This window comes from Kingella sp. (in: b-proteobacteria) (assembly GCF_030527935.1).
In the GTDB taxonomy this organism is placed as follows: Bacteria; Pseudomonadota; Gammaproteobacteria; order Burkholderiales; family Neisseriaceae; genus Kingella_B.
The window spans coordinates 1-25,534 of the sequence record NZ_JAUMZV010000023.1 but is presented as its reverse complement, the minus strand read 5'-3'; the positions used below and the strand labels follow the sequence as shown (position 1 = coordinate 25,534).

28 protein-coding genes are annotated in these 25,534 nt (G+C 52.8%); 11 read left to right on the top strand and 17 right to left on the bottom strand.

Annotated elements, in window-relative coordinates; all coding sequences use genetic code 11:
* Nucleotides 1-9 precede the first annotated feature (9 nt).
* The 3 genes from Q4A85_RS08465 to Q4A85_RS08455 are packed head-to-tail and all read right to left on the bottom strand — an operon-like array spanning nucleotide 10 to nucleotide 1,955.
* Nucleotides 10-225 carry a hypothetical protein gene (locus Q4A85_RS08465; RefSeq protein WP_303109416.1) on the bottom strand — a complete coding sequence of 72 codons (216 nt, stop codon included), beginning with the start codon at nucleotides 223-225 and terminating at the stop codon, nucleotides 10-12.
* Nucleotides 226-246: 21 nt separating this feature from the next.
* Nucleotides 247-399 carry a hypothetical protein gene (locus Q4A85_RS08460; protein ID WP_303109414.1) on the bottom strand — a complete coding sequence of 51 codons (153 nt, stop codon included), beginning with the start codon at nucleotides 397-399 and terminating at the stop codon, nucleotides 247-249.
* Nucleotides 400-410: 11 nt separating this feature from the next.
* Nucleotides 411-1,955 carry an ATP-binding cassette domain-containing protein gene (locus tag Q4A85_RS08455; protein ID WP_368500203.1) on the bottom strand — a complete coding sequence of 515 codons (1,545 nt, stop codon included), beginning with the start codon at nucleotides 1,953-1,955 and terminating at the stop codon, nucleotides 411-413.
* 341 nt (nucleotides 1,956-2,296) lie between these two features.
* Here Q4A85_RS08455 and arcD point away from each other — a divergent pair, with 341 nt between their 5' ends.
* From arcD to arcC, 4 genes are all read left to right on the top strand, one after another.
* Nucleotides 2,297-3,730: an arginine-ornithine antiporter gene (gene arcD, locus Q4A85_RS08450; protein ID WP_303109412.1), complete on the top strand. Its 1,434-nt coding sequence runs from the start codon at nucleotides 2,297-2,299 to the stop codon at nucleotides 3,728-3,730.
* Between the two features lie 89 nt (nucleotides 3,731-3,819).
* Nucleotides 3,820-5,064, top strand: a complete 1,245-nt coding sequence (arcA, locus tag Q4A85_RS08445) for an arginine deiminase (protein WP_303109410.1) — start codon at nucleotides 3,820-3,822, stop codon at nucleotides 5,062-5,064.
* A gap of 87 nt (nucleotides 5,065-5,151) precedes the next feature.
* Entirely contained in the window at nucleotides 5,152-6,162 is a 1,011-nt protein-coding gene (locus tag Q4A85_RS08440) for an ornithine carbamoyltransferase (RefSeq protein ID WP_303109408.1), read from the top strand.
* A gap of 87 nt (nucleotides 6,163-6,249) precedes the next feature.
* Nucleotides 6,250-7,194 carry a carbamate kinase gene (gene arcC, locus Q4A85_RS08435; RefSeq protein ID WP_303109406.1) on the top strand — a complete coding sequence of 315 codons (945 nt, stop codon included), beginning with the start codon at nucleotides 6,250-6,252 and terminating at the stop codon, nucleotides 7,192-7,194.
* Between the two features lie 150 nt (nucleotides 7,195-7,344).
* Here arcC and Q4A85_RS08430 read toward each other — a convergent pair whose 3' ends face one another.
* The 5 genes from Q4A85_RS08430 to Q4A85_RS08410 form a co-directional block, all read right to left on the bottom strand.
* Nucleotides 7,345-8,433, bottom strand: coding sequence for a cysteine protease StiP domain-containing protein (locus tag Q4A85_RS08430; RefSeq protein ID WP_303109404.1), 1,089 nt, complete (start codon nucleotides 8,431-8,433; stop codon nucleotides 7,345-7,347).
* 218 nt (nucleotides 8,434-8,651) lie between these two features.
* The gene (locus Q4A85_RS08425) at nucleotides 8,652-9,428 is read right to left on the bottom strand and encodes a hypothetical protein (RefSeq protein ID WP_303109402.1); all 777 of its coding nucleotides are present in this window, start codon (nucleotides 9,426-9,428) and stop codon (nucleotides 8,652-8,654) included.
* Between the two features lie 76 nt (nucleotides 9,429-9,504).
* Nucleotides 9,505-10,800 (bottom strand): phosphoribosyltransferase domain-containing protein, encoded by a 1,296-nt coding sequence (locus Q4A85_RS08420; RefSeq protein WP_303109400.1) that lies wholly within the window; start codon nucleotides 10,798-10,800, stop codon nucleotides 9,505-9,507.
* A complete protein-coding gene (locus Q4A85_RS08415; RefSeq protein WP_303109399.1) occupies nucleotides 10,797-10,952 on the bottom strand; it encodes a hypothetical protein in 156 nt (51 codons plus the stop codon). The genes Q4A85_RS08420 and Q4A85_RS08415 overlap by 4 nt, the downstream gene beginning before the upstream one ends.
* A 32-nt stretch (nucleotides 10,953-10,984) precedes the next feature.
* Nucleotides 10,985-11,911 (bottom strand): HpcH/HpaI aldolase/citrate lyase family protein, encoded by a 927-nt coding sequence (locus Q4A85_RS08410; RefSeq protein ID WP_303109398.1) that lies wholly within the window; start codon nucleotides 11,909-11,911, stop codon nucleotides 10,985-10,987.
* Nucleotides 11,912-11,977: 66 nt separating this feature from the next.
* On the opposite strand from Q4A85_RS08410, the gene Q4A85_RS08405 reads away from it, so the two are divergent.
* Nucleotides 11,978-12,118, top strand: coding sequence for a hypothetical protein (locus tag Q4A85_RS08405; RefSeq protein ID WP_303109396.1), 141 nt, complete (start codon nucleotides 11,978-11,980; stop codon nucleotides 12,116-12,118).
* On the opposite strand, the gene ftsY is transcribed toward Q4A85_RS08405, so the two are convergent.
* Nucleotides 12,115-13,398, bottom strand: a complete 1,284-nt coding sequence (ftsY, locus tag Q4A85_RS08400) for a signal recognition particle-docking protein FtsY (protein ID WP_303109443.1) — start codon at nucleotides 13,396-13,398, stop codon at nucleotides 12,115-12,117. The two genes, Q4A85_RS08405 and ftsY, sit on opposite strands and share 4 nt — an antisense overlap.
* An 850-nt stretch (nucleotides 13,399-14,248) precedes the next feature.
* On the opposite strand from ftsY, the gene Q4A85_RS08395 reads away from it, so the two are divergent.
* The gene (locus Q4A85_RS08395; RefSeq protein WP_303109394.1) at nucleotides 14,249-15,628 is read left to right on the top strand and encodes a DUF945 family protein; all 1,380 of its coding nucleotides are present in this window, start codon (nucleotides 14,249-14,251) and stop codon (nucleotides 15,626-15,628) included.
* A 183-nt stretch (nucleotides 15,629-15,811) separates the two neighbouring features.
* On the opposite strand, the gene Q4A85_RS08390 is transcribed toward Q4A85_RS08395, so the two are convergent.
* From Q4A85_RS08390 to Q4A85_RS08365, 6 genes are all read right to left on the bottom strand, one after another.
* Nucleotides 15,812-17,326: a S41 family peptidase gene (locus Q4A85_RS08390; RefSeq protein ID WP_303109393.1), complete on the bottom strand. Its 1,515-nt coding sequence runs from the start codon at nucleotides 17,324-17,326 to the stop codon at nucleotides 15,812-15,814.
* 174 nt (nucleotides 17,327-17,500) lie between these two features.
* Nucleotides 17,501-18,763, bottom strand: coding sequence for a UDP-N-acetylglucosamine 1-carboxyvinyltransferase (murA, locus tag Q4A85_RS08385; protein WP_303109391.1), 1,263 nt, complete (start codon nucleotides 18,761-18,763; stop codon nucleotides 17,501-17,503).
* Between the two features lie 191 nt (nucleotides 18,764-18,954).
* Nucleotides 18,955-19,350 (bottom strand): NTF2 fold immunity protein, encoded by a 396-nt coding sequence (locus Q4A85_RS08380; protein WP_303109389.1) that lies wholly within the window; start codon nucleotides 19,348-19,350, stop codon nucleotides 18,955-18,957.
* A 12-nt stretch (nucleotides 19,351-19,362) separates the two neighbouring features.
* A complete protein-coding gene (hslO, locus tag Q4A85_RS08375; RefSeq protein ID WP_303109388.1) occupies nucleotides 19,363-20,238 on the bottom strand; it encodes an Hsp33 family molecular chaperone HslO in 876 nt (291 codons plus the stop codon).
* A gap of 141 nt (nucleotides 20,239-20,379) precedes the next feature.
* Nucleotides 20,380-20,949, bottom strand: a complete 570-nt coding sequence (locus Q4A85_RS08370) for a UbiX family flavin prenyltransferase (RefSeq protein ID WP_303109441.1) — start codon at nucleotides 20,947-20,949, stop codon at nucleotides 20,380-20,382.
* 5 nt (nucleotides 20,950-20,954) lie between these two features.
* Entirely contained in the window at nucleotides 20,955-21,083 is a 129-nt protein-coding gene (locus tag Q4A85_RS08365; protein WP_303109386.1) for a hypothetical protein, read from the bottom strand.
* Nucleotides 21,084-21,085: 2 nt separating this feature from the next.
* Here Q4A85_RS08365 and Q4A85_RS08360 point away from each other — a divergent pair, with 2 nt between their 5' ends.
* From Q4A85_RS08360 to Q4A85_RS08340, 5 genes are all read left to right on the top strand, one after another.
* Complete coding sequence (locus tag Q4A85_RS08360) at nucleotides 21,086-21,676, top strand: phosphatase PAP2 family protein (RefSeq protein ID WP_303109385.1); 591 nt, start codon at nucleotides 21,086-21,088, stop codon at nucleotides 21,674-21,676.
* A 163-nt stretch (nucleotides 21,677-21,839) separates the two neighbouring features.
* Complete coding sequence (locus tag Q4A85_RS08355; protein ID WP_303109383.1) at nucleotides 21,840-21,986, top strand: hypothetical protein; 147 nt, start codon at nucleotides 21,840-21,842, stop codon at nucleotides 21,984-21,986.
* Between the two features lie 64 nt (nucleotides 21,987-22,050).
* On the top strand, nucleotides 22,051-22,821 hold the full coding sequence (locus tag Q4A85_RS08350; RefSeq protein ID WP_303109381.1) for a histidine phosphatase family protein: 771 nt from the start codon (nucleotides 22,051-22,053) through the stop codon (nucleotides 22,819-22,821).
* A 61-nt stretch (nucleotides 22,822-22,882) separates the two neighbouring features.
* On the top strand, nucleotides 22,883-23,701 hold the full coding sequence (locus Q4A85_RS08345) for a DNA ligase (RefSeq protein WP_303109379.1): 819 nt from the start codon (nucleotides 22,883-22,885) through the stop codon (nucleotides 23,699-23,701).
* A gap of 113 nt (nucleotides 23,702-23,814) precedes the next feature.
* Nucleotides 23,815-24,504, top strand: a complete 690-nt coding sequence (locus Q4A85_RS08340) for a tetratricopeptide repeat protein (protein WP_303109377.1) — start codon at nucleotides 23,815-23,817, stop codon at nucleotides 24,502-24,504.
* A 127-nt stretch (nucleotides 24,505-24,631) separates the two neighbouring features.
* On the opposite strand, the gene Q4A85_RS08335 is transcribed toward Q4A85_RS08340, so the two are convergent.
* Nucleotides 24,632-25,174 (bottom strand): DUF4400 domain-containing protein, encoded by a 543-nt coding sequence (locus Q4A85_RS08335; RefSeq protein WP_303109376.1) that lies wholly within the window; start codon nucleotides 25,172-25,174, stop codon nucleotides 24,632-24,634.
* 14 nt (nucleotides 25,175-25,188) lie between these two features.
* Nucleotides 25,189-25,359 carry a hypothetical protein gene (locus tag Q4A85_RS08330; RefSeq protein WP_303109374.1) on the bottom strand — a complete coding sequence of 57 codons (171 nt, stop codon included), beginning with the start codon at nucleotides 25,357-25,359 and terminating at the stop codon, nucleotides 25,189-25,191.
* Nucleotides 25,360-25,534: the final 175 nt, after the last annotated feature.

Here is a 25,534-nt window from a genome sequence, read left to right as displayed (position 1 = left end):
CGGGGTTTGTTAAAATTTGTTGCAGGGGTGTGGGGTTTTGGCATAGGTAGGTTGAAACGCGAATTGCGTTTGTTTTATCCAATGCAATCGCCAAAAGACAGCCTGAAAACAAGCGCAATGCGTTTCTGCCAAATATTGTTGCCTCCATTTGGCGACGAGCCGTCGCCGCTCCATTGTGAATTTCAGGCTGCCTATGGTGTGTTCAAACACGCGTCGGAAAGACAAGCCATTCAAGCAATGTGTTGATTAACGAACAAGGCTCAACCAATAGCGTTCGCGCACAGCAAAAGGCAGCCTGAAAACGTTTCTTAATGCTGTTTTAGCTTCGCAGAAACTCGCTGCGCTCGTTTTCAGGCTGCCTTTGTGTTGGGCAAAGGGGCATTTGATGCGCGACACCATTTTCAGGCTGCCTAAACCATTTTCCCCGTTGCCGCCGCGTCTTGCTCCAAATAATAAATAAACGCTTCTTCCATATTCGGCTGCCCGCTTTGTTGCACCAGCTCGGCGGGCGTGCCCATTGCCAACACGCGCCCGCGGTGCATCAGGCTGATGCGGTCGCAGCGTTCCACTTCGTTCATAAAGTGGGTGGTAACGAAAATGGTGATGCGGTCTTGGCGCGAAAGTTTGAGCAGCGTGCGCCAAAACATCGCGCGGGCGGCGGGGTCAACGCCAGATGTCGGCTCGTCCAAAATCAGCACTTCGGGCGAATGCAGGCAGGCAGCGGCCAGTTGCAGGCGTTGGCGGATACCCAGCGGTAGGCTGTCGGGCTTGGTGTGTTCCACATTGGCAAGGTCAAAATCGCGCAGGGCTTGGGCTATGGCGGTTTGGCTATCGGCAATTTGATAGAGCTTGGCGTGCAGTTCAAGGTTTTGCCGCACGGTCAGCTCTTCGTATAGCGAAAAGGCTTGCGACATATAGCCCACGCGCTTTTTGGTTTTCAGGCTGCCTGCGTCTATCGGCTCGCCCAGCAGCTTGGCGGTGCCCGATGTGGGTTCCAGCAGCCCTGTGAGCATTTTCATGGTGGTGGATTTGCCGCAGCCGTTTGAGCCCAAAAAGCCGAATATCTCGCCCTTGGGGATTTCAAAGCTCACATGGTCCACCGATGTAAAGCTGCCAAATTTTTTGGTTAAATCGTGCGCTTCCATCGCCAGCGGCGCGTTGGCTTCGGGCTCAAACGGCGGCAAAACCAAATCGGCGGCGTTGTCTTGCTTGTCTTGCGGCAAAAGTTTGATGTAGGCATCTTCCAGCGTGGCGGCATCCAGCCGTTGCATCACCGCTTGCGTGGGCTCGTTGGCAAGCAAATGCCCCGCATCCATCGCCAAAAGGTGCTTGAACTGCTCCGCTTCATCAATATAAGCGGTGGCAACCATTACCGTCATGCCGCTTTGCTCTTGCTGCAAATCGTGAACCAGTTGCCAGAATTGGCGGCGCGATAAAGGGTCAACGCCCGTGGTGGGTTCGTCCAAAATCAGCAAATCGGGGTTGTGAACCAGCGCGCAGCACAAGCTCAATTTTTGCTTCATGCCGCCCGACAGTTTGCCCGCCGCGCGGTCGGGAAACGGAGCCAGCCCTGTTGCGTCTAACAGCCGTTGAATCCACGCCTTGCGCTCGCGGCTGTTTAGCCCAAACAATCGCGCGTGGAAATCAATGTTTTCTTGCACCGTGAGCGTGGGATACAGGTTTTTGCCCAAGCCCTGCGGCATATAAGCGATGCGGTGGGATAAGGCTTGGCGGTCGTGTTTGTTTGCCATATCGCCATCCAACACGCGCACGCTGCCCGTTTGAATTTTGCGCACGCCCGCAATAATAGACAGCAGCGTAGATTTGCCCACGCCATCAGGCCCGATTAAACCCACCGTTGCCCCGCGTGGAATTTCTAGGCTAACGTTGTTTAAGGCTTGGGTTTTTTTATTGTAAACATAGGATAAGGCTTGGATTTGAACGGCGTGCGACATTTTGGGATAACTCGGCGTGGCTAGAAAAAAGCGAATTATAATTGGGAGTTGGACGAGTGTCCAAAAAGCAGAAAAAGCCAGCATTCTTTACAAAATGTTTACAAATCAACCCATAATTAAGCAAATTTAACAGTTTCCACCAAAATCTTAATTCAATTTGATTCCCATCAAGGTTTGTCAAGAATGAGAGGAGTATATTACTATACACAATAAAGAAATCTTATGTTTTTATTTTTATTTAAGTTGAGATTTGTGTATTTAGGAGAAGTGTTTTATGGCTAATTATATAAATAAAGATTTAAGTTTCCAAATAAGTTCTATTTTTTTGAGGAGCGATAAAAATGGCTGACCATAAGCTAAAACTGGGTTCGCTTACCGCCTTGGTAATCGGCTCAATGATTGGTGGTGGGATTTTCTCATTGCCCAAAGACATGGCATCTGGCGCAGAAGTTGGTGCTATTTTGATTGGTTGGGGCATTACTGCCGTGGGGATGCTGGCATTGGCGTTTGTGTTCCAAACGCTTGCCAACCGCAAGCCCGATTTGGATAACGGTGTTTACACCTACGCCAAAGCAGGGTTTGGTAACTATCTTGGTTTCTCTTCCGCTTGGGGTTATTGGATTAGCGCATGGGTGGGCAACGTTGCTTACTTAATGCTGCTGATGAACACTTTGGGCTATTTCTTCCCTATTCTTAAAAATCCCGAAACATCTAGCGTCTCCGTATGGGGGATTGTCTTAGCTTCTGTATTACTTTGGTCTATGCATATGTTGGTATTGCGTGGCGTGAAAACCGCAGCATTTATTAACACGGTAATTACCATCGCCAAAGTGATTCCACTATTCGCATTCATTGTGATTGCGCTCTTTGCATTTAAATTTGACATTTTTACCTCCGATATTTGGGGTACAAACTCGCCTGATTTGGGCAGTGTGATGACTCAAGTCAAAAGCATGATGTTGGTTACCGTGTGGGTATTCATCGGTATTGAAGGCGCGAGTGTATATTCTGCCAGCGCGGAAAAACGGACAGATGTAGGTAAGGCTACCGTAATGGGCTTTTTGAGCGTGTTGGCTTTGCTGATTTTGGTAAACGTTCTGTCAGCTGGTGTGTTGAAACAAGCTGAATTGGCTGGCTTAGATAACCCTTCTATGGCACACGTTTTGGCGCATATTGTTGGTCCTTGGGGCGCGACATTTATCTCCATCGGTTTGGGTGTATCGCTGTTGGGTGCATTGCTGGCGTGGACATTATTTGCGGCTGAAACCCTGTATGTGGCTTCCAAAGACGGCACCGTTCCCGCTTTCTTCCATCGTGAAAACAAAAATGCTGCACCTATTAACGCGCTGTGGGCAACCAATATTGGTATGCAAATCTTCTTGATTTTGAATTTGTTCTCAGACGGTTCGTATCAAAAAATGGTGGCTTTGGCGACTTCTATGATTTTGATTCCTTACTTATTCTCTGCTGCTTATGCTGCGCTATTGACCATACGTAAGGAAACCTACGACAAAGACCCACAAGATTTGGGCAAAGACGCCGTTATCGCTTGGATTGCCACTGTTTATGGTATTTGGCTGATTTATGCGGCAGGCGTTCAATACCTGCTGTTGTCTATGTTGCTCTATGCCCCTGGGACATTCATATATGTTTGGGCGCGTAAAGAAAACAAACAAGTTGTATTTACTGCCATTGAGAAATTGTATGTGGCTGCGGTATTTATCGGCGCAGTTGTAGCAATTGTAGGTTTAAAACAAGGTTGGCTCAGCCTGTAAATTGAGTAATTTGAAGTTGTAGTTTTTTCTGTAACGCTTTCGGGTGGCGTTTTCAGGCTGCCTGAAAGCATAATCCTAAGGAGATTATTATGAAACCTGGTGTTTATTCAGAAGTAGGTAAATTGAGGCAAGTGCTGGTGTGCGCCCCTGGTTTGGCACACGCTCGTTTGACCCCTGCTAACTGCGATGAATTGCTGTTTGATGATGTGCTGTGGATTGAAAAAGCCCAACAAGACCACTTGGATTTCCAAAACAAAATGCGTGAGCGTGGCGTTGATGTGCTAGAAATGCACGATATGCTGGCTCAAACTCTTGAAAACAAAGAAGCACTCAAATGGGTGCTGGATCGTAAAATCACCGACAACAGCGTAGGCGCACACGTTTCTCACGAATTGCGCGCTTGGTTGGAAGGTTTGTCTGCTAAACAACAAGCAGAATACTTGATTGGCGGCGTAAGTGTATTTGACCTGCCAAAAGACTTCCACAGCGATGCTGCTGACTTGGTTCGCGCAGCATACGGCAGCGCAGGCTTCGTTCTTCCTCCTCTTCCTAACACTCAATTCACTCGCGACAACACAAGCTGGGTATATGGCGGTGTAACTGTAAACCCAATGTATTGGCCCGCTCGTCGTCAAGAAACGCTTTTGACTACCGCTATCTATAAATTCCACCCCAACTTCACCAAAGACGGTGGCGTGAAAATCTGGTGGGGCAATCCTGATGTAGATTACGGTGCGGCTACTTTGGAAGGCGGCGACGTATTCCCAATCGGCAACAAAGTGGTATTGGTGGGCATGGGCGAACGCAGCTCTTCACAAGCCATTACTCAATTGGCACAAGCCTTGTTCAAAGAAGGCGTGGCAGAACGCGTAATCGTGGCTGCATTGCCTAAATCTCGTGCCGCTATGCACTTGGATACTGTGTTCACATTCTGCGACCGCGATTTGGTGAACACTCACCCAGATGTGGTTGATGGCATTACTGCATTCTCTCTGCGTCCTGATTCTGCTAAACCAAACGGCTTGGATATTCGCAAAGAAAACGAATCGTTTGTTAAAGTAGTTGAAAAAGCATTGGGCTTGTCTAAATTGCGCGTGGTGGAAACTGGCGGCGATGCTTACGCTACCGAACGCGAACAATGGGACGATGCCAACAACGTATTTGCATTAGAACCCGGTGTGGTAATCGGCTACGACCGCAACAAATACACCAACGCTCGCTTGCGCGATGCTGGCGTAGAAGTGGTAGCGATTGCTTCTTCTGAATTGGGTCGTGGTCGCGGCGGTGGTCGCTGCATGACTTGCCCAATCGTGCGCGATGCTGTTGATTACTAATCTGTGATATAGGCAGCCTGAAAAGGGCAAGTCGTTTTCAGGCTACCTAAACCCTTTTTTCCTCAATCCATTATTAGGAGTTTTATCATGTCATTCAATTTGAACAACCGTCATTTCCTGAGCTTGGTTCACCACACTGAACAAGAAATCCACTTCTTGCTGGATTTGTCTCGCGATTTGAAACGCGCTAAATACGCTGGCACAGAACAACAAACCTTGAAAGGCAAAAACATTGCCTTGATTTTTGAAAAAACTTCTACTCGTACCCGTTGCGCGTTTGAAGTAGCCGCTTACGACCAAGGCGCACAAGTAACTTACATTGACCCTACTTCTTCTCAAATCGGCCACAAAGAAAGCATGAAAGACACCGCTCGCGTGTTGGGTCGTATGTATGACGGCATTGAATACCGTGGCTTCAAACAATCTATCGTGGAAGAATTGGCTCAATATGCAGGCGTGCCCGTGTTCAACGGCTTGACTGACGAATGGCACCCCACTCAAATGTTGGCTGACGTTTTGACCATGCAAGAACACAGCGACAAACCATTGCGCCAAATCAGCTACGCTTACTTGGGCGATGCGCGCAACAACGTGGGCAACTCTTTGCTGTTAATTGGTGCAAAATTGGGCATGGACGTTCGCATTGCTGCGCCAAAAGAATTGCAGCCTACCGAAGAATTGCAAGCTATGTGCCGTGAATTTGCCAAAGAAAGCGGCGCACGCATCTTGGTAACCGACAACGCCGAAGAAGCTGTTAAAGGCGTGGACTACTTGTACACTGACGTATGGGTATCTATGGGCGAACCCATTGAAGCATGGGGCGAACGCATCAGCAAATTGATGCCTTACCAAGTAAACAGCAAATTGGTAGCCGCCACTGGCAACCCACGCGTGAAATTCCTGCACTGCTTGCCTGCATTCCACAACTGCGAAACCAAAGTGGGCAAACAAATTGCAGAAAAATACCCAGAATTGGCAAACGGTATTGAAGTAACCGAAGACGTGTTTGAATCTGCTCACAACGTGTCTTTTGACCAAGCTGAAAACCGTATGCACACCATTAAAGCTGTGATGGTTGCATCATTGTCTGGCTTGTAATACACCTTTCAGGCAGCCTGAAAAACGGTTTCAGGCTGCCTGAAATTCTTTTAGAAAACATCTAAACGTATTTTAAGGAGTTTCTCCATGCGTATCGTTATTGCACTAGGCGGCAACGCCTTGCTTCGTCGCGGTCAGCCCATGACTGCTCAAAACCAACGTGAAAATGTTCGCATCGCCGCCGAGCAAATTTCCAAAGTGTACAAAGGCAACGAACTCGTGATTGCCCACGGCAACGGCCCACAAGTTGGCTTGCTGGCATTGCAAGGCACAGCTTACTATCAACACGTTGATAACAAAGTGGAATCTTATCCATTGGATGTATTGGGCGCAGAAACCCAAGGCATGATTGGCTACATGATTGAACAAGAAATGGGCAACCTGTTGCCCAAAGACGTGCCCTTTGCCACCTTGCTGACCCAAGTGGAAGTGGACAAAGCCGACCCTGCTTTCCAAAACCCCACCAAATTCGTAGGCCCTGTTTACGAAAAAGCCGAAGCAGAACGCTTGGCTGCGGAAAAAGGTTGGAGCATTAAACAAGACGGCGACAAATTCCGCCGCGTTGTGCCTAGCCCCTTGCCCAAACGCATTTTTGAATTGAACCCCGTGAAATGGATGCTGGAAAAAGGCGCGGTGGTGATATGCGCGGGCGGCGGCGGTATTCCTACCTACTACGAATCCGAAAGCAAATTGTCTGGCATTGAAGCCGTGATTGACAAAGACTTGTGCTCTTCATTGCTGGCACGCGATTTGAACGCCGATATGCTGGTGATTGCCACCGACGTGGACGCAACTTATGTGAACTGGGGCAAACCTGACCAAAAAGCGATTTTTGAATCTCACCCACAAGCCTTCCGCGACCTGAACTTCCCTGCTGGCTCAATGGGGCCAAAAGTGGACGCAGCTTGCGAATTTGCTGAAAAAACAGGCAAAGTGGCGGTGATCGGCTCTTTGAGCGACATTGAAGCAATTGTGGCGGGCAAAGCGGGTACACGCATTAGCACGAAATTTGAAGGTATTACTTATCGTTAATTGAACTGCTGGTCTGACATAGTTTTTAGGCAGCCTGAAAACGGGATAGTCGTTTTTCAGGCTGCTTTTTTGTGGCGGATGGCGATTGTTTACCCGTTTCGCAAAGATTTCAGGCTGAAATCTTTGCAAAACCCCAACGGCAGCCTGAAATCAACGAATAATGGTCATCACTTGATAGGGGGTGCTATCCAGCAGCGGCTCGTGTATCAGCGGGATGTGGCGTTCGGCGCATAGGGTTTTGATTAGGCGCAGGTCGGGGGTTTCGTTGCGGGGGGCGATGAGCACTTTTTCAGGCTGCCTGCGCAGGATGGCGCGGGTGGCTTCGGCGATACTGGGTTTGAAGCGGTTTAGGTCGGCGATGTGGTGTTGGCGTTGGATTTGGGCAAGCTGGGCGAGCAGTTGGCGGTGGGGGATTTTGTGTTCGTGGCTTAAATTGGGGGCGGTGGCGCGGGGGATTTCTTGTTCAATTTGGGCGATGAAGTGGTTAAAGGGTGCGGTGGCGGGGGTGTAGTGTTGGGCGATTTGGTCGTAGTAATAGCTGGCGTGTGGCTGGGGGTAGGCTTGGTATAAGGTGCGGGAGATGAAGCCTGAAATGGGGCTGCCGAGTATGCCAAAGGGGATGAGCCAGTCGCCGCCGTAGGGGCTGTAATCGGATAGGTCGCAGGTGGGGTCGGATAGGGTAAGCAGCTGCATGGGGATGTGGGCGGCGTGTTGTTGCCAGCTTTGGCGCAGGCTGGCGGTAATCGCGCCTTTGCCTATCCAGCCGTCTATGCAGTAGTAGGCGGCTTGGGGGTGGCGGGCGAAGATGGTTTCTAGGGCGGCGCGGTCTAGCCCTTTGTCTTTGATGATGGAGATGCCGTAGTGGTGAACGGGGCGTTGGCGGGCAAGGTGGCGTTTGAGCAGCACGCCAAGCGGCAGCCCTGCGCGGATAAGCGAGAGTAGGACGATTTGCGGCTGTTTTTGGCTTTCAGGCTGCCTAAGGATGTGGTCGCTCAGGGCGATGATGCCTTGGGCGATTTTGTGGCGATAGCGGGCGAGAGATTCGCGGTATATCGCCATTTGTATTTCGCTGGGCGGGGTTTCAGGCTGGATGAAGTCGGAATAATGGGCTTGACCGCTTTGGATGAGCTGTTCTTTTTCGGCGATGGTGGCGATTTTGAAGTGTTTGAGGTTTTGCGCGGTGAGGATTTCCAGTTGCAGGATAACGTCTGCGGGGGCGTAGGTGAGTAGGGTGGCCATGTTTAGGCAGCCTGAAAATGGGGGGGTGATGTTCTAAAAAGTATGCGGTACTGCTGTTAGGGTGGCTGTTTAAGCTACCTACCACCCCCATCCTAGCCTTCCCCCGCCAGCGGGAGAAGGAACAGATTGTAGGATTTTTAATCCATACTGCTTGTTATCAACGAATAATCAAGCCAGTATGCTTTTTAGAACACCGCTAATTGGGAGAGCTGGCAGGGTTAGCGGTATAGAGTTTCTTGAAAATGCTGCTCGGGGCGAGTGTGTTGCAGCAGGCTGTGGATTTGCGGATTGGTTTGGCTGGGGGCGATGAAGTAGTCCATCAGCAGCATAAAGGGCAGGTCGGAAGTGGCGTTGCCCAAGCCGATGTTTAGGCTGGCGGGTGGGATGCGTTGCAGGATTTGCGCGATGCGGTGTTCTTTGGTGTAGGCGTGGGGGATAAGCACATAGTAGCCGTTGCGCACTTTGCGCAGGGCGAAGTCGGGGTGCTGGGATTGCTGGGCGATTAGGCGGGCGCGTAGGGCGGGGTCGGCAAGGGTGTCATCGATGATTTTGATGTAGCAGGGGATGTGCTGGTCGGTTTTGAGTTCTACGCGGTTGAATTGGGGGGCGAGCGCGGTTAGGGCAGCCTGAAAATTGGCGGCGGTGGGGTGGGTTTGGATGTCAAAGATTTCTATTGTGTCGGCTGCGCTGGCGCGGAGTTTGGCTTGGATTGCGCCGAAGTTGGCGACAAGGTGGATATAGGGGGTGGCACTTTGGGCGAGAAAGGGGGCAAACAGTGGGGCGATGGGGTGGATATTGGCTAAATCGCGGGCGGTTACGGCGTAGAAGTGGCTGGGGTTTTGGGCAAGCAGTTGGATGATGCGGTGTTGCTTTTGGCTGATGATAAGGTGCTCGCCGATGTGTTGGCTGATGGGGGCGTTGTGCGTTTCGCGCGCGTGGCGGGCGGGGGAGCTGGCGATGGTGTCGTCGATGTCAAAAAATAGGTTGAGTTGCATGGGTGTCCTTAGTGGGGTGGGCAGCCTGAAAATAGTGAATACAGGTTCTTAGGTTTTGCAAAGATTTCAGGCTGCCTTACAGCGTAAACACGCGGGGGATATGTTGCATCAGCCCGTGCGAATAGATGCCTTGCGCATCGGTGATATGTGGCACGATAAACACGGCATCGTAGTCGTGGTTGGGTGGCAGGTTGTACACAAAGCTGTTGCCTTGCGGGGTGTCTATTTGGGCTTTGTGTTGGATGGGATAACCCGCTTGGGGCAGGCACAGGATGGGCGAGCGGGTGATAGAGCCGAGCCAAATTTGCGCTTGCGGGGCGTGGCTTTGCAGGGCGCGGGCGGTGAGTTCGCTGTGGTAGTGGTTTTCTCCGCCGGCAAGCACAAGAATTTTGCGCCATAGGCTGCAATCGCCCCAGCTAGCGGGGTTAAGCTGTTGGGCGATTTGGGCTTGATAAGGTGCTAGGGCGGTGGATAGCTGGGGCGGCAGGGTTTGGTTGTGCAAGGTAAGCTGTTGTGGGCGAAATGGGGCGGCGGTGGGCAGCGTGGGGCTTGTCCATATTTGGCAATGGCCTTGGTTGGCGATGGGGCTGGCGGGGGTGGCAGCCTGAAAATGGAATTGCCCTTGGGCTAGGCTGTATGCGTGTTCTGTCCATGTGTTGTGGGGATTGAGCTGTCGGGCGATTTGGCGCAGCTCGCCGATTTGGCTGCGCCAGTCTAAAAAGGATAGCGTGATGATGTGTTTGGGGCGCGGGTGGGCGAAGCATTCGGGGTGCTGGGTAAGGATGTTTTTCAGGCTGCTTTTTAGGGTGTTGCCTGTGCTGTATTCGTCGTCGATGAATACGATGATGTCAATTTGGTCTAGCTGCGGGTTGGGCAGATAGTGGGTGGTGTGGTGGCTGTGGCTTTCTTCAAATTGCGCCCAGATGTGGCGCGGGCTGGGAAAGAGTTGGGCTTCGCGGGTGCTGGTGATGTGGCTGATGTGTTGGTGGGCGATGGGGGTGTGGTGTTCTAGGATTTTAAGCCCGATTTGGGTGGCGGTTTCTGCCATCGCAAGCATCAGCACGCGGGTGGGGGCTTGGGGATTTTGCTGCTGGATGCAGCGAAGCTGTTGGCTTAGAGCGAGACTGAGCGATTGGTAGGCGGCGGCGATGGTGGGGTGGTGGATGGGCTGGGGGATGTGGCGGGCAAGAATTTTGCTGACGAATAAATAGGCGCGTTTGGGGTTGATGCGCTCGGCAACGGTGTATAACGCGCTGGGGGCAAAGGGCTGCCCTGTGCGGTGGTCGGGCACGATGGTGCGGTTGGGCTGGGGCGGAGTGGTGTGGCTGATGGTGAGTGTGCCTTGGCGCAGGGTGTGGATTTGGGTGGTCATGGTTTTTTGGGGGGCGGATAGGCAGCCTGAAAATGGATTTCAGGCTGCCTTTGCAAAACCTGCAACCGATGGAGCGTCGGCGGCTCGCCGACATCTTGGCAAATCAGTAGTGCAATGTTTGAAGTGTTGGCGACGAGCCGTCGCCGCTCCATTTTAGGTTTCAGGCTGCCTTTAATGTTTGGGTTTACTCGGAATGGCTGGATTGCATGGCAAGAATGCGTTTTGCCCAAGCATAATGCGTGGTGGGTTCTATCATGGATTGGTTGTGGTTGGACACGCCGCCGTGCAGCCCGCCGTGTTGTGCCACTTGTTGATAAATGCGCTGGGCAAGGGCAAGGTCTTCGGCGGAGACGGTAAATTGCTGGTTGATGGCGGGGCATTGGCCGGGGTGGATGGCGGTTTTGCCCCAAAAGCCGAAGATGTGGTCTTGTTGCAGCTCTTGGGCAAAGGCGGCTTGGGTGTCGGGGTCGCTTGGGGCGAAGTATTCAAACACGGGCGCGCTCACTTCAAAGCCATTGAGCCGCGCTTGGATGATGATTTGGCTAAACAGCCCCACCAGCGGGGTGTTGTAGAGCGTGTGTTTGCCTTTGGGGCGTTTCATCAGGATGCCACGCAGCAGGTCGTTGCCGCCCAGGCGCACGTTTAATATGCGGGGCGCAAGCGGGCTTTGGCGCAATTTTTTGAAGATTTTTGCGATGTTTTTGGGCTGGTAATAGTCTTCGGTTTCCAGCGTTACCATGTAGTAAAACGGATTTTGCGGGGCGGATAGCGCGGTTTGCCATTCTTTAAAATTGGCGAGCGTGAGCTTGGGGATAACCATGCCCGCAAGGTGGTGCAGGCAGTCGCTGTGCAGATGGTTGAGCAGGTAGTGAAAGTTGTTGATGTTGCGCACGCGGATAAACACACAGGGGCGATGGCTAGGCGGCGAGATGTGCGCGAAGGTGTGGTTTAGATTGGCAATTCCTTTGTCAATATCGTTGATGGGCAGCGCGCCTTCAAAGCACAGCACGATGGCATCGGCGTGGGTTTTGTGCGGATTGTTGCTGATGCCCGCGAGCTTGTTTTGCGTGGCGGGCATATACAGCGTGGAGCGGATTTGGTAGGGGGTCATTTTCAGGCTGCCTTTGGGATGGTTTTTTAGAATGGCACGGCGGACAGCAAAAGGCAGCCTGAAAGCGTGTTTATCTGTTTTCAGGCTGCCTATTGGATAACAGCGGGCGCGTGGCGATGGTATGCGTGTTCACGCGGTTCGCTGTCTTTAAGGCAGCCTGAAAACGCATCTAACCATTTTCAGTCTGCCTTTGATAGTGGGGCTTAATCCAACAGCGCGTCCACAAAATCTTTCGCGTTAAACGGGCGCAAATCGTCAATGCTTTCGCCCACGCCAATATAGCGCACGGGGATGGCGCGGCTGCTGGCCAAAGCCGCCAGCACGCCGCCTTTGGCTGTGCCATCCAGCTTGGTAACGATTAAGCCTGTTACGCCCAGCGCATCGTCAAAGGCGACCACTTGGTTCACCGCGTTTTGCCCGATGTTGGCATCCAGCACCACGATGATTTCGTGCGGCGCGTTGGGCATGGATTTTTGCAACACGCGTTTCACTTTTTTGATTTCTTCCATCAGGTGCAACTGCGTGGGCAGCCGCCCTGCGGTGTCCGCCAACACGATGTCAATTTTGCGCGCCTTGGCGGCTTCCACCGCATCAAAACACACCGCCGCGCTGTCGCCCTTGGCTTGCGAAATCACGGTAACGCCGTTGCGCTCGCCCCATTCTTGCAACTGCTCGCGGGCAGCGGCGCGAAAAGTGTCGCCCGCCGCCAAAATCACCGATTTGCCCTGCGCTTGAAAATATTTCGCCAGCTTGCCGATGGACGTGGTTTTGCCCGCGCCGTTGATGCCCGCCAGCATAATCACAAACGGCTCGCCGTTGGCGGGGATGGCAAGCGGCTGTTCCAGCGGTTTGAGCAGGTCGTACACCGCGTCTTTCAAGGCTTGGCGCAGCTCGTTGCCGTCTTTGAGCCCTTTGAGCGACACGCGGTCGCGCACTTCGTTCATCAGCTGCTCGGTGGCTTCAATGCCCATGTCGCTGGTAAGCAGCACGGTTTCCAACTCTTCGTATAAGTCTTCATCAATTTGCCCGCCGCCAAACACGCCCGCCAGCGATTTTGCCATGTGGTTGCGCGATTTGGTTAAGCCTTGTTTTAGGCGGGCTGCCCAGCCGAGCTTCTGGGGGACGGTTGTTTCTTGGGTTTCGGTTGTTGCTTCGGGGGGAGTGTTTTCAGGCTGCTCAACAGTTTCAGGCTGTGGCTCACTTGGCGCGGCGGCTTGATTTTCAGGCTGCCCTTGCGCTGCTACATCGGCTTCTGCCACTTCGCTCACCGTATTTTCAGGCTGCCCAACGGCTGACGTTTCAGTTTTGGCTTCTGCTTCTGTTTCCACGTTTTCAGGCTGCCCTTGCGTTGCCACATCGGTTTCTATTGCTTCGCTAACCGCGTTTTCAGGCTGCCCAACGGCGGGGGTTCCGGCTGTCGCAGATTTGTACTGCGCCTGTTCCGCCACGCTTGCCCAGCTATTTGGTTTTTCGGCAACGGCGGTCATCGTCCAGTTGCGCACGGCGGGCTCGGTGGGGCGGTTTTGTACTGCGTTGTCTTGTTCGGCTGCCGCGCCAACGGCGTTTTCAGGCTGCCCTTGTGCTGCGGGTTCTTGCTCTGCCGTTGCAGTTTCGTCTGCGCGGGGTGTGGATGGCGCGGCTGGTTCGCTGGCTGGATTTTCAGGCTGCCCTTGTTCGTCGGCTTGGGGTATTTCGGCAACAGCGTTTTCAGGCTGCTCTGTTGGTTCAGCCGTGGCAATGGTTTGATTTTCAGGCGCGGCGATGGTTTCGGTGTTTTCAGGCTGCCTTTGCACAGCGATTGCTTGTTGTTCTGCTGTGGTGGCGTTTGCGCTGTCTATGGTTTCTACGGTTTCAGGCTGCGCTGCGGGTTCGGGTTGAGTGGCGTTTTGTTTGGTCGCCTGTTCTGGGGTTGGTTCTGCCGCTGCGTCTGTTGTTTCTGCGGCAACGGTTGCGTTTTCAGGCTGCGTTTCGCTGTCGGCAGGCAAATGATTGGCTGCTTCTGGCGCGGTGTTTTGCGCGTTTTCAGGCTGCGCTTGTGTGTCGGGTGCTGGGGTTTTTGATTTAAACAGTTTGCTAAAAAAGCCTAGCATGGAAGTGTCTCGTATGGGTTGATAAATGGGGGCGATTGTACCCGATTTCGGCTGGGCTAGCGGGGCGATTTGCGCAATTTTGGCGCGCCTGCCACAGGCGTGCGAACGGCTTTTCAGGCTGCCTAATATTTTGCGCGCCCGCCCTTTACCCGCCCAGCCTAATCCAGTACATTCCCGCCTGTTTCACCTATTTCAGGCAGCCTGAAACCCATCATTTATTTTCTAACAACCCACAAGGAAACCCCAAATGAACAAAAAAAACCTAATCGCCAGCGCAGTGGGCATCGCACTCGTTGGCGCAGTAGGCAGCAGCGTGCTCGCAGGCAAAAAGCTGGAAAGCGCGTATCAACACAGCTTCAACGTGCAAGACAAACGCTTCAAGGTAAACGTTGCCGAATTTAACATGGGCGCGCTATCAGGCAGCGCAAAATGGACGGGCGAAATCCACCCCGATTTATGCAGCCCCGACTTCAAATTCACCTTCCGCAGCGAAGACAGCATCCAGCGCGGCTTGGGCGGCTACACCATCGTGTCCAAAATCTACGCGCAAAATCCGCACACTCAAAAAGAAACCTATCTGTTTGACATCCATAGCAAAACCACATGGGGCGGCAATATAGACAGCGAAATTGTCGTGCCCGCCAACTCGTTCAAAGAAAACAAAGGCACGGTTGCATGGGATGCCCTTACCGCCACGTTCACACTGAAAAAAGAACAAGATGGCGTGCAGGTAAGCAACATCAAACTCAAAGCCCCCAGTTTGACGATAACTGACCCAACAGTAAACCTAGCCATGAAAAACATGAGCTACGAAACCGATTCACTCTCGCTTGCCACGCTGGGCGCAGGAAAAACCATCGGCAAAATAGAATCCATCCATTTTTCCATAGCGGGCGAAGCCCCCGTTGCATTTAGCCTAAACAACGCCGAAGTCAGCGGCAACATCGCCATCCAAAACGGCAAAGTGCTGTACACCAGCGCCAGCCAAGTGGACAGCATCAGCCTTCAAGCCAACAAGCAGCCGCCCGTGAAGCTGGAAAAAATCCAATACAACCTTGCGGTTAAAGATGTGAACGCCCAAGCCTTTGAAATTTTGGCAAACTTGTTTAAAGAGCAAAGCCAACGCTGCGTGCCTGTTGCCGAAAGCCAAAAAATAGGCGAAGAATTTGTTAAAGCCCTTGTGCAAACAGGCATCACGGTAGAATCCAAAGACAACCAAATTATGCTCAACGGCAGCAAAGCCACCGCGCAATGGGAAAGCAGCTTCCCCGCTGCAATCATCAACGAAAAGATGACCGATGGGCAAGCGGTGGAATTGGTGAAACAAATGAAAAGCCAAGGCGAAGTGCGCATTGATAAGAAATTTATCCGCGAGGGCTACAAAACGTTTACGAATGTACTCGGTACACCAATGGATGAAGCCCAAATTGAGCAGTCTTCACAAGGGTTTGAAAAAGGGATGCTTGAATTGAATAACAGCGAATGGAAAGACACCGTGCAAGCCAAAATAGATGGCGAGCAATTGGTGATTACGCTGCGCAAAGAAGCGGGCAAGCTGCCCCACTCGCTTAGAAAAGAACAAGCCGCGCGGGAAAAAGCGAGCGCACCAGCCGAATTGATGCAATAAATGGTAAACACCACAAGAAATAGTCAATTCTCCGTCATTCCCGCCTAAGCGAGAATGACGGCATTTCTTGTGTTTCAGGCTGCTGTTAGCGGTTTTGCAAAGGTTTCAGGCTGCCTTTGAACCCGCGCCAAAGGCAGCCTGAAAAACAAAAAACCCCGCATCCGCAGGGTTTTCATTCACAGCTTATTTTTTCTTTTCATCGCTTTTCTTTTCATCTTTCTTTTCATCCGCTGCTTTTTTCTCGTCAGCTTTCTTTTTCTCTTCCGCTAGCTTCTGCACACCCAGCCCCAAAGATTGCTGCCATTCGCTTGGGTTTTTCAGCAAATCCAACGCTTTGCGCAGTTGGTCGTCTTTGCTGGGGTCGGGTTTGCGCCGTGCCGCCAAATCTTCCAGTTTGAGTTTGGGCTCGCTGGCGGCGGCGGGCTGGGTTTCTTCCTTGCTGTCGGGTTCGGAAGCCGAAACATTGGTTTTCACGCCGTTTTCGCCCAGCGGGTTGTCAATGTGTCCCGATAAATCCGCTTCGTGGCTTTCAAACGTGCGTGTTTTGTCTTTCACTTCCACATCAGGCACGATGCCTGTGGCTTGGATGGAGCGGTCGTTGGGCGTGTAATACAGCGCGGTGGTGATTTTCAACGCGCCGCCGCTGGACATCGGAATCACCGATTGCACCGAGCCTTTGCCGAAGCTGCGCGTGCCCACGATGACCGCGCGTTTGTGGTCTTGCAACGCGCCTGACACAATCTCCGAAGCCGAAGCCGAGCCTGAGTTAATCAACACGGTGATGGGGATGTTTTTGATTTCGGCGGGCAGCGAAGCCAAGGGGTCGGTGCCTACCGACAAGATGTAATCCTCGGGGCGGGCTTTGAGCAGCATACCTTGCTTGTTGTCGCGCCCTTTGGTGCTCACTACCACCGCATCTTTGGGCAAGAACACGGCGGATACGCCCACCGCGCCATTGAGCAAGCCACCTGGGTCGTCGCGCAAATCCAGCACCAAGCCTTTGAGCGGGCCTTTGTTTTCTTGGGTTAATTTGGTTACTGCTTCGGCAACCGAAGCCACGGTGCGCTCTTGGAATTGGGTTACGCGGATGTAGCCATAGCCGTTTTCCAGCAAATGCGAGCGCACGCTTTGCACTTTAATGATGGCGCGGGTTAGGTTCACGATAATCGGCTTATCCGCGTCTTTGCGCGACAGCGTGAGTGTGATTTTGCTGCCCGGTTTGCCGCGCATTTTCTTCACCGCGTCGCTCACGGTCATGCCGCGCGTGGATTCGTTGTCAATTTTCACGATAAAGTCGCCGCTTTTCACGCCTGCGCGCTCGGCGGGAGTGTCTTCAATCGGCGCAATCACTTTCACAAAGCCGTCTTCCGAGCCGATTTCCATGCCCAAGCCGCCAAATTCGCCCGTGGTGGACTCTTTCATTTCGGCGTAGCCTTTTTTGTTCATGTATTCCGAATGCGGGTCTAGCCCTGCCACCATGCCTTTGATGGCTTCTTCCAGCAGCTTGTCGTCGTCGGATTTGTTCACATAATTGGCTTTAATTTGCCCATACACTTCCGCCATGGTTTTGAGCGATTGGATGGGCAGGTTGTCGTCGGTTTTTTTATCGGCGGCGAAACTTTGTGCGCCGATGCTCAACGCCACGCCGCTGATTGCGCCGCAGGTGTAGAGTGCGATTTTTTTCCAAGTTTGAGACATAGTTGGTGGTCTTTCCTTTTGTTGTCGTGTTGTTTCAGGCAGCCTGAAAACGTAAAGGCGTAAGGGTAGGCGATTTTATGGGTTTAGAAAAGGGCGCAAACAAAAATTAACGGAAATGACGAGTGCATTAGCGTTTTCAGGCTGCCTTATCCGGTAAAGGCAGCCTGAAAACGGTTATCCGCGGATGCGCTCAATCTTTGCGCCCACGCCGCCGAGCTTTTTCTCAATGTATTCGTAGCCGCGGTCCAGGTGGTAGATTCGGTCCACAATCGTTTCGCCACTGGCCACCAAGCCTGCCAGCACCAAGCTGGCGGAGGCGCGCAAATCGGTTGCCATCACGGTTGCGCCCGAGAGTGTTTCTACGCCCGTGAGCAGCGCGGTATGCCCGTCCACCGAAATATTCGCACCCATGCGGTTGAGCTCGGGCACATGCATGAAGCGGTTTTCAAAAATGGTTTCAGTTACTTTGCTCACGCCATCCGCCACCACGTTCATCGCCATAAACTGCGCCTGCATGTCGGTGGGGAAGGCGGGGTGCACGGCGGTGCGGATGTTCACGGCTTTGGGGCGTTGCTGCATTTCAATCGTAATCCAATCCTCGCCCGTGGTGATTTTTGCGCCCGCTTCGGCGAGCTTGTCCAGCACCGCTTCCATGGTTTTGGGCGCGGCGTGGCGCAGGGTTACTTTGCCGCCAGTCATCGCTACTGCGCACAGGAACGTGCCCGCTTCAATGCGGTCGGGCACGACGCTGTGTTCGCAGCCGTGCAGTTCGTTCACACCTTCCACCGTCATGGTTGCCGTGCCGATGCCGCTGATTTTCGCGCCCATTTTTACCAAGCATTCCGCCAAATCCACCACTTCTGGCTCAACCGCGCAGTTTTCCAGCGTGGTAACGCCTTGCGCCAAGGTTGCCGCCATCAGCAGGTTTTCCGTGCCGCCCACGGTTACCACGTCCATCACCACGCGCGCGCCTTGCAGCTTGCCTTGCGGCGCAACGGCTTTCACATAGCCGTGTTCAATGGTGATTTGCGCGCCCATTGCTTCCAAGCCTTTTAAATGCTGGTCAACTGGGCGTGCGCCAATTGCGCAGCCGCCCGGCAGGCTCACTTCGGCTTTACCGAAGCGCGCCAAAGTTGGACCGAGCACCAAAATGGACGCGCGCATCGTCCGCACCAAATCATACGGCGCGCAGGTGTTGTTGACCGTGCCGCCGTTGATTTCAAACTCGCTCACGTTGTCGGTCATCACGCGCGCGCCCATGCCTTGCAGCAGCTTTTGCGTGGTTTTCACATCCGCCAGCATGGGCACGTTTTTCAGCCGCAGTGTGCCGCTGGTGAGCAAGCCCGCGCACATCAGCGGCAGCGCGGCATTTTTTGCGCCTGATACGGTGATTTCGCCGTTGAGTTTGCCGTTGGCGATGATTTTGAGTTTGTCCATTGCTTGAATTTCCCTGAAATTGGTTGATTAAAAAACGGGCGCGATTATAGCTTAAAGCGGGGGCAGGGGTGGCAAAAGGCAGCCTGAAAACGAGCGAAGCGAGTTTCAGCGAAGCCAAAACAGCGATTCACATATGTTTTCAGGCTGCCTTTTGGGGTTTAATCCAATTATTCAGCATTATTTTGTTGAAATTAAAATGGGTAATTTTTCCATTTTTGATTATTCAGCCATTCTTTTTTATCAATCCGCCATTGATCGTTTTGATACACCATGCGGTATCTCAATAAGCTGATTAACCCTTTTCTGTCCTCTTCAATATAGAAAAACAGATATTTCCCCTCTGCTTGAACTTCGGTTATGGGGTGGGTTTCAGGTTTGTATTCAAAGGGAAACCTAACACCCAGCGAGATTTCTCTGCATCTTTTGCTTTTCTTGGGCGTGCAGTATCTGGCAAAAATGGACGATAAATCGTCAGCCAGTTTTTTATCGTACTCTATGCTTCTCAGGCTTTTTGTCGCGGCTTTTTCCCATGCATACATTTCTGCCATAAATGCCAGCAATACTGCTTTTGCTTGTTCTGTATCCATCCCCCAAAAAAATCAATGCGCGGTATGCCGCCCCACCGCCACCACATCCATGCCAAACAGCGCGTTAATATCGGTTTCGTCAAAGGTGTAATGTTGGTTGCAAAAATCGCAATCCACCGTGATGCTGCCTTCTTCGGCGACTACGTTGCCCACTTCTGCGCCGCCGAGCATCAGCAGCATATCGCTCACTTTGCCGCGCGAGCAGGTGCAGGCAAATTCCAGATTTTCGGCGGAGAACACGCGCGGCGGGGTTTCGTGGAACAGGCGGTAAAGCAGGTTTTGCGCGTCTAGGTGCAACAGCTCGGTGGCGGTGAGCGTGCTGGCGAGCGTGGTAACGTGTTCCCATGCGGCATCGTCTAGCTCTTGCTCGGGCAGGCGTTGCAGCAGCAAGCCGCCCACATGGTTGTCGTCTGCCGCAAGGGCGATGTGGGTTTGCAACTGCTCGCTGCGAGCCATGTAGTGCATCAGCATATCGGCGATGCTGCCGCCTTCTAGCGGCACAACGCCTTGCCACGGCTCGCCGTTTTTGGGCTGCACGGTAAGCGCAAACACGCTGTTGTCGCCGAGTAGCTGGGTTAAATCGGCATCATCGGCGATGGCGGCGGTTTCGTCCCAGCGGGCGGTGGCGCGGACGGTGTCTTCGGATGTGGCTTCCACCACCAGCATTTTCAGGCTGCCTTGCCCTTGCACTTGCACAATCAGCGTGCCATCCAGTTTTAAATTGCTGGATAAGATTGCGCCTGCGGCAAGCAGTTCGCCCAAGGCGCGGCGGATGGCTTGGGGATAGGGTTTTTGCTGGGCGATGTGTTGCCAAACGTCGCTAAGCTGAACGTGGATGCCGCGTATGGGCTGCTGGTCAAAAATAAAGCGGGTGCGTTGGTTGGTCATGTTTTTTCCTTTAATCGTGTGAACAATGGGCTGCTATATGGTTTCAGGCTGCCTAAAATCAAGGTGTGTTGCCTGATGGGTTGGGCAGCCTGAAAACCGAAGGCTTCAATGCAGTTAAAACGGTTCTGCCCTTGTTCATCTTCACTTTTCAGGCTGCCATTCTCGCTGCGCCGTCAATTCCACCCCGAGCAGCCCCAGCGCGCGCGCCACGCTTTGCGTGATGATGTCGTCCAAGCTTTCAGGCTGCGTGTAAAGCGCGGGCACGGGCGGAAACACGATGCCACCCATCTCGCTCACGCGGCGCATATTGTCCAAATGGGCAAGGTTGAGCGGCGTTTCGCGCACCATCAACACCAGTCGCCGCCGCTCTTTCAGCGTTACATCCGCCGCGCGGGTGAGCAAATTATCGCTGGCGGCGTGGGCAATCGCCGAGAGCGTGCGCATGGAGCAGGGCGCAACCAGCATCCCCGCCGTGCGAAACGAGCCGCTGGCAATGCTCGCCGCCAAGTTGCCAATCGGATGCACCACATCCGCCAGCGCGGTAACTTCATCGCGGCTGATGGCGGTTTCCGAAGCGCGGGTCAGCTCCGCCCCTTTGGACACCACCAAATGCGTTTCAATTTGCGCCAGCAGTTGCAAAAGCTGCAAAGCCTTGTAGCCATACGCAAAGCCGCTTGCGCCACTGATGCCAATAATCACACGTTGCACCATTTTGTTCACTCGTCATCATAAAACGCGCGATTATAGCCGTTTCGCCGTTCAGGCAGCCTGAAAACCTTGCGCAACGCGGCGTTTTCAGGCAGCATCCAGCCGTTTTTCTCTCCCATCCCCCAAAAAGGACGCATTCATGGAATTTAGCGATTATTTCGTCAATCTGGTATTGAGCGGCATCTTGATTGTTGGCGCGTATCAATTTTACTTTTTCACGCAACGCCATCCGCTGCGCAAGCCGATTGTGTGGCATTCGCCCATAGACGAAGCCATCCCGTTTAAACCGCGCTGGGCGTGGGTGTACAGCTTTTTGTATTACCCCGCCATTTTGTATCTAAACTTGCTTGCCGAAGACAGCGACCATTTCAACAAAATGGCGTTTAGCTTTATGGTGCTGCTGCTGATGCAAATGATATTTTTCTGGCTGTTTCCCGTGTCCACGCCCGCGCATTGGCGCAGCATCAACACAGGCAAAACATGGTCGGAGCAATTTTTGCTGTTTGTGCAAAAGTTTGACCAATCCACCAACTGCTTTCCCAGTATGCACGTTTCCGTTGCCATGCTCACCACGCTGCACGCATGGAGCAGCTTGGGCGCGTGGGGCTTGCTGTTCCCCCTGTTTATCGCCCTATCCTGCATCTACACCAAGCAGCACTATCTGATAGACCTGCCCGCGGGCGCATTGCTCGGCTGCTTTGCCTATGTGGTGTATGGCTGGGTGGCGTAACGCATAGGCAGCCTGAAACCTAAGAACCTGTATTCACTATTTTCATAGACATCTTTTATGCCCTAAAAACGCGACTACTGCGTTAAAAATGTGCGCAATGTGTTCATCAACCTTGCTGCGCTTTTTGCCTTGTATCCACGCTTTTATGTCATAAAATCCACCTATGGAAATAGTGAATACAGGTTCTAAAATGGAACGGCGGCGGCTCGCCGCCAAATCGCTTATTAAACAGCGCATGACTGATTTGCCAAGATGTCGGCAAGCCGCCGACGCTCCATCGGTTGCGGGCTTTGCAAAGGTTTCAGCCTAAAAACCCACTTTCAGGCTGCCTTAACCACCCATAGGCAGCCTGAAAACACACCCGAAAGACCACCATGCTCAATCTCTACCTTATCCGCCACGGACAAACCGAATACAACGTCGCAGGCATCGTGCAAGGCTGGTGCGACTCCCCGCTTACCGCCGAAGGCAAAGCAGGCGCAGCGCAAACAGGCAACGCCATCGCCCAAGCCCAAATCCCCTTTGCCGCCGCCTATTGCAGCACCAGCCCCCGCACTGCCGCCACCGCGCAAATCATCCTACAACACGCCCAGCAGCCCTACCTTGCGCCCATGCCATTAGCCGACCTGCGCGAATACCACTTCGGCTCATTTGAACAACAGCCATCCAGCCGCATCCACCAAACCATCGCCCAATCACTCGGCTACCCCAGCACAGAAGACTGGCTTGCCGACTACCGCAGCGGCAAACACAGCAACAACCAACTGATGCATACACTACACCGCCTAGACCCCGCCGCCGAAACCGAACGCCAATTCATCCACCGCCTGCATCGCGCCATGCAACACATCATCGCCCGCAGCCTAGCCGATAAACACACAGGCAGCCTGAAAACGAGCGCAGCGAGTTTCAGCGAAGCTAAAACGAGTAACACGAGTAACACGAGTTTGGACGAAGCCCAAACCGAAAGCCACACACCCAACGTGTTAATCGTTTCACACGGCATGGCGATTACCGCCCTGCTGCGCAGCATCAACCCCCAAGCCATCGCCTACCGCAGCGTGCCCAACGCCAGCGCCACCCTGCTGCGCTACCACCTAATCGGCGGCTTGCAAATTATCGGCGAAGCAGGCAAAGCGTTGTAGCCGCGCCCCGCCCTTTACCCCCATTTCAGGCAGCCTGAAACCCAATCCAAAGGACATCCCCATGCACTCCAAACCCCTTTTCATTCTCGCCCTTGCCGCCCTAATCCCACTCGCCCAAGCCGCCGCGCCCAATCTTATCCTTGCGCAAGAATACAAAAACCAAAACATCCAAGGCTGGGCAATGAGCGAAAAGCTGGATGGCGTGCGCGCCTATTGGGACGGCAAACAGCTTATCAGCCGCCAAGGCAACGTGTTCACCCCGCCCGCAGGCTTCACCCGCGATTTCCCACCATTTGCGCTGGATGGCGAGTTATACATCGGGCGCGGCAAGTTTGAAGCCGTGTCGGCAGCGGTGCGCACGGCGGGGCATTCTTGGCAGGGCATCAAGCTGTATGTGTTTGACGCGCCAAAAGAAAGCGGCAATTTGTACCAGCGGCTAAACAAAGCCAAGCAGCATCTTGCCCAGCATCCCACCGCCAATTTTGTTGTGCTCACGCAAACGCCCGCTAAAGACGAAGCCCACGCGCGGCAATTTTTGCGCGAAATTGAAGCGCAAGGCGGCGAAGGCGTGATGCTGCGCAACCCCAACGCGCCGTATCAAGGCGGGCGCAGCAGCAAGCTATTGAAGCTCAAATCCGCCTACGATGCCGAATGCATGGTTACGCAACACCATGAAGGCAAAGGCAAATACGCAGGAATGCTCGGCGCGTTGTCGTGCAAAAACCAGCTCGGCGAATTTCGCATCGGCTCGGGTTTCAAAGATGCCGAACGCAAAAATCCACCCAAAATCGGCAGCACCATCACCTATAAATATCGCGGCTTCACCAACAAAGGCACCCCCCGCTTTGCCACCTTTTTGCGCGTGAGAAACGATAAATAGTTTTAGCTTCGCTACGCAGGCTGCCTGATGCCTTATCCGCATCATTCATTTTCAGGCTGCCTAAAATACATTAGAATACAAAGCCTTATCGCAACCCAACCGAAAACCATTCCATGAAAACCCAACTGCTCACCCTGTTGCTCCTTGTCGCCAGCGCGTCCGCATCAGCGCACACCGCGCAAGAAATGGCGTTCACCTGCCCCATCGGCGGCGAAAAATTCACGCAAACCATGGATACATCAGGCACCCGCATCGGCATGATGACCGACACCCGCCCCGTAGGCCCCATTGCCACGCCGTTTTCCCTTGCCCAATGCCCCAGCAACAAATTTGTGATGTTTAAAAAAGAATTTAGCCCAGACGAATTGGCGAAGTTTGAGCGCGTGGTAAACAGCGCGGAATACCAACAAATCGCAGCACAATCGCCCAGCTATCTTGCATGGGGGCGCATGATGGAGCTGGCAGGCGAAAACCAAGATGCCCAGCAAATGATGAATATTTTTCTGCAAGCCAGTTGGCAAAGCGAGAGTCAAGAATCGTTTAGCAAAACGCTGGAATACGCCGATAAGGTGTTGGCAAACAAGGCAATCAGCAGCAAAGATGCCATTAACACGCAATTTTTGCGCGGCGAAATGCTGCGCAAGCTGGGGCGGTTTGACGAAGCCAAGCGCGTGTTTACCGCGCTGCAAAAAAATCCCGAAGTGAAAAAAGACAAACTGTTTAGCCAGCTTGCCGCGCTGCAACTGAGCTTGGTTGCCAAGAAAAGCATAGTGTCGGAGATTATTGATTTTGATAAGAAATAGGGTTTTCTGTGAGTTAGGCTAGATACTCGCCCCCAAGGAATAGAATTGAAGAATTTTTGAGAATACCGTAAGCAGAAAATTCACGGCAGGGAGAGGTTAACTCAAATTATCGATTGCTGCAAGAATGTTATAGGTATTTTTTCAAAAACTTCGCTTGGAGGTAGATCATGGCTTCCAATGCACCGACGGGCAGCATCAACCATAGGGGAGAAGTCGCGGTCGGCCATGACAGGTAGGCTAGAAGACCGGCAGACAGAATGCCAGTGCGCCAGTATTTTGCCCGGTGGTAGATGCCCGCGCTTTCGCGTGAGGCGTTTTCCTGACGGATGCGCCGTTGGACGAAGCCGTCGGTCAGTGCAGGGATAGCAAGATAGAGAGCGAATAGAGCGAAGAATACTGCGTTGCCCAGCCGTAGCGAGATGATACGCAAGGCTTGGTCAAAGCGTTCAAGATGGCGACGGTTGGGTTCGAGAAAGCGTTCTTTAACGGTATAGCCGAAATCATCTGCTTCTGCTGAGAGCAGGTAGTTGATCGGAATCCAGTCGTAAAGGACGGTGGAGAGTGCCTGATAGGTGGCACGACTGGCAGTAAGGTTAAAGCCGGTTTCGCTGCTTTCCGCGCTTCCGCCGTCTTTCTGCGTCCACTGCTGCCACAGGCTGCGACTACCCATGCGAGTGGTGGCGGTCAGTTCCTGTTCCAGCAGGTCGTTTTGGTGAAGTAGCTTTGCAGCAAAATTGAACTGCCGAACAGAATGAGTACCGCCCAGCCTAGGATTTTCAGCCATCTGACTGGGGCGGTCAGAAAGCGCAGCAGCAGGGATTCTGCCATAAAGTCCTGTTGTGGTTTCTTAGCCATAGTGTCGTCCTTCGACAAATAATTCTGGTATTATGTAGCAGTTGCACAAAGATTTAAACTGCGAATTTTCTTAAAATCCTCATTAATGTTCATTTATTGATGAGGATTTTTTGGCATATAGGACAAAATGGAGGCTATCAGTCATCTTGAACTGAGAAATAATCCTTAATAAACC

Excerpts from the sequence above, each read along its gene's own strand:
- Q4A85_RS08460 (WP_303109414.1), bottom strand. The coding sequence starts at position 399 with ATGGTGTCGCGCATCAAATGCCCCTTTGCCCAACACAAAGGCAGCCTG.
- Q4A85_RS08455 (WP_368500203.1), bottom strand. The coding sequence starts at position 1,955 with ATGTCGCACGCCGTTCAAATCCAAGCCTTATCCTATGTTTACAATAAA.
- arcD (WP_303109412.1), top strand. The coding sequence starts at position 2,297 with ATGGCTGACCATAAGCTAAAACTGGGTTCGCTTACCGCCTTGGTAATC.
- arcA (WP_303109410.1), top strand. The coding sequence starts at position 3,820 with ATGAAACCTGGTGTTTATTCAGAAGTAGGTAAATTGAGGCAAGTGCTG.
- Q4A85_RS08440 (WP_303109408.1), top strand. The coding sequence starts at position 5,152 with ATGTCATTCAATTTGAACAACCGTCATTTCCTGAGCTTGGTTCACCAC.
- arcC (WP_303109406.1), top strand. The coding sequence starts at position 6,250 with ATGCGTATCGTTATTGCACTAGGCGGCAACGCCTTGCTTCGTCGCGGT.
- Q4A85_RS08430 (WP_303109404.1), bottom strand. The coding sequence starts at position 8,433 with ATGGCCACCCTACTCACCTACGCCCCCGCAGACGTTATCCTGCAACTG.
- Q4A85_RS08425 (WP_303109402.1), bottom strand. The coding sequence starts at position 9,428 with ATGCAACTCAACCTATTTTTTGACATCGACGACACCATCGCCAGCTCC.
- Q4A85_RS08420 (WP_303109400.1), bottom strand. The coding sequence starts at position 10,800 with ATGACCACCCAAATCCACACCCTGCGCCAAGGCACACTCACCATCAGC.
- Q4A85_RS08415 (WP_303109399.1), bottom strand. The coding sequence starts at position 10,952 with ATGGAGCGGCGACGGCTCGTCGCCAACACTTCAAACATTGCACTACTG.
- Q4A85_RS08410 (WP_303109398.1), bottom strand. The coding sequence starts at position 11,911 with ATGACCCCCTACCAAATCCGCTCCACGCTGTATATGCCCGCCACGCAA.
- ftsY (WP_303109443.1), bottom strand. The coding sequence starts at position 13,398 with ATGACCGCCGTTGCCGAAAAACCAAATAGCTGGGCAAGCGTGGCGGAA.
- Q4A85_RS08395 (WP_303109394.1), top strand. The coding sequence starts at position 14,249 with ATGAACAAAAAAAACCTAATCGCCAGCGCAGTGGGCATCGCACTCGTT.
- Q4A85_RS08390 (WP_303109393.1), bottom strand. The coding sequence starts at position 17,326 with ATGTCTCAAACTTGGAAAAAAATCGCACTCTACACCTGCGGCGCAATC.
- murA (WP_303109391.1), bottom strand. The coding sequence starts at position 18,763 with ATGGACAAACTCAAAATCATCGCCAACGGCAAACTCAACGGCGAAATC.
- Q4A85_RS08380 (WP_303109389.1), bottom strand. The coding sequence starts at position 19,350 with ATGGATACAGAACAAGCAAAAGCAGTATTGCTGGCATTTATGGCAGAA.
- hslO (WP_303109388.1), bottom strand. The coding sequence starts at position 20,238 with ATGACCAACCAACGCACCCGCTTTATTTTTGACCAGCAGCCCATACGC.
- Q4A85_RS08370 (WP_303109441.1), bottom strand. The coding sequence starts at position 20,949 with ATGGTGCAACGTGTGATTATTGGCATCAGTGGCGCAAGCGGCTTTGCG.
- Q4A85_RS08365 (WP_303109386.1), bottom strand. The coding sequence starts at position 21,083 with ATGCGTCCTTTTTGGGGGATGGGAGAGAAAAACGGCTGGATGCTGCCT.
- Q4A85_RS08360 (WP_303109385.1), top strand. The coding sequence starts at position 21,086 with ATGGAATTTAGCGATTATTTCGTCAATCTGGTATTGAGCGGCATCTTG.
- Q4A85_RS08355 (WP_303109383.1), top strand. The coding sequence starts at position 21,840 with ATGGAAATAGTGAATACAGGTTCTAAAATGGAACGGCGGCGGCTCGCC.
- Q4A85_RS08350 (WP_303109381.1), top strand. The coding sequence starts at position 22,051 with ATGCTCAATCTCTACCTTATCCGCCACGGACAAACCGAATACAACGTC.
- Q4A85_RS08345 (WP_303109379.1), top strand. The coding sequence starts at position 22,883 with ATGCACTCCAAACCCCTTTTCATTCTCGCCCTTGCCGCCCTAATCCCA.
- Q4A85_RS08340 (WP_303109377.1), top strand. The coding sequence starts at position 23,815 with ATGAAAACCCAACTGCTCACCCTGTTGCTCCTTGTCGCCAGCGCGTCC.
- Q4A85_RS08335 (WP_303109376.1), bottom strand. The coding sequence starts at position 25,174 with ATGGGTAGTCGCAGCCTGTGGCAGCAGTGGACGCAGAAAGACGGCGGA.
- Q4A85_RS08330 (WP_303109374.1), bottom strand. The coding sequence starts at position 25,359 with ATGGCTAAGAAACCACAACAGGACTTTATGGCAGAATCCCTGCTGCTG.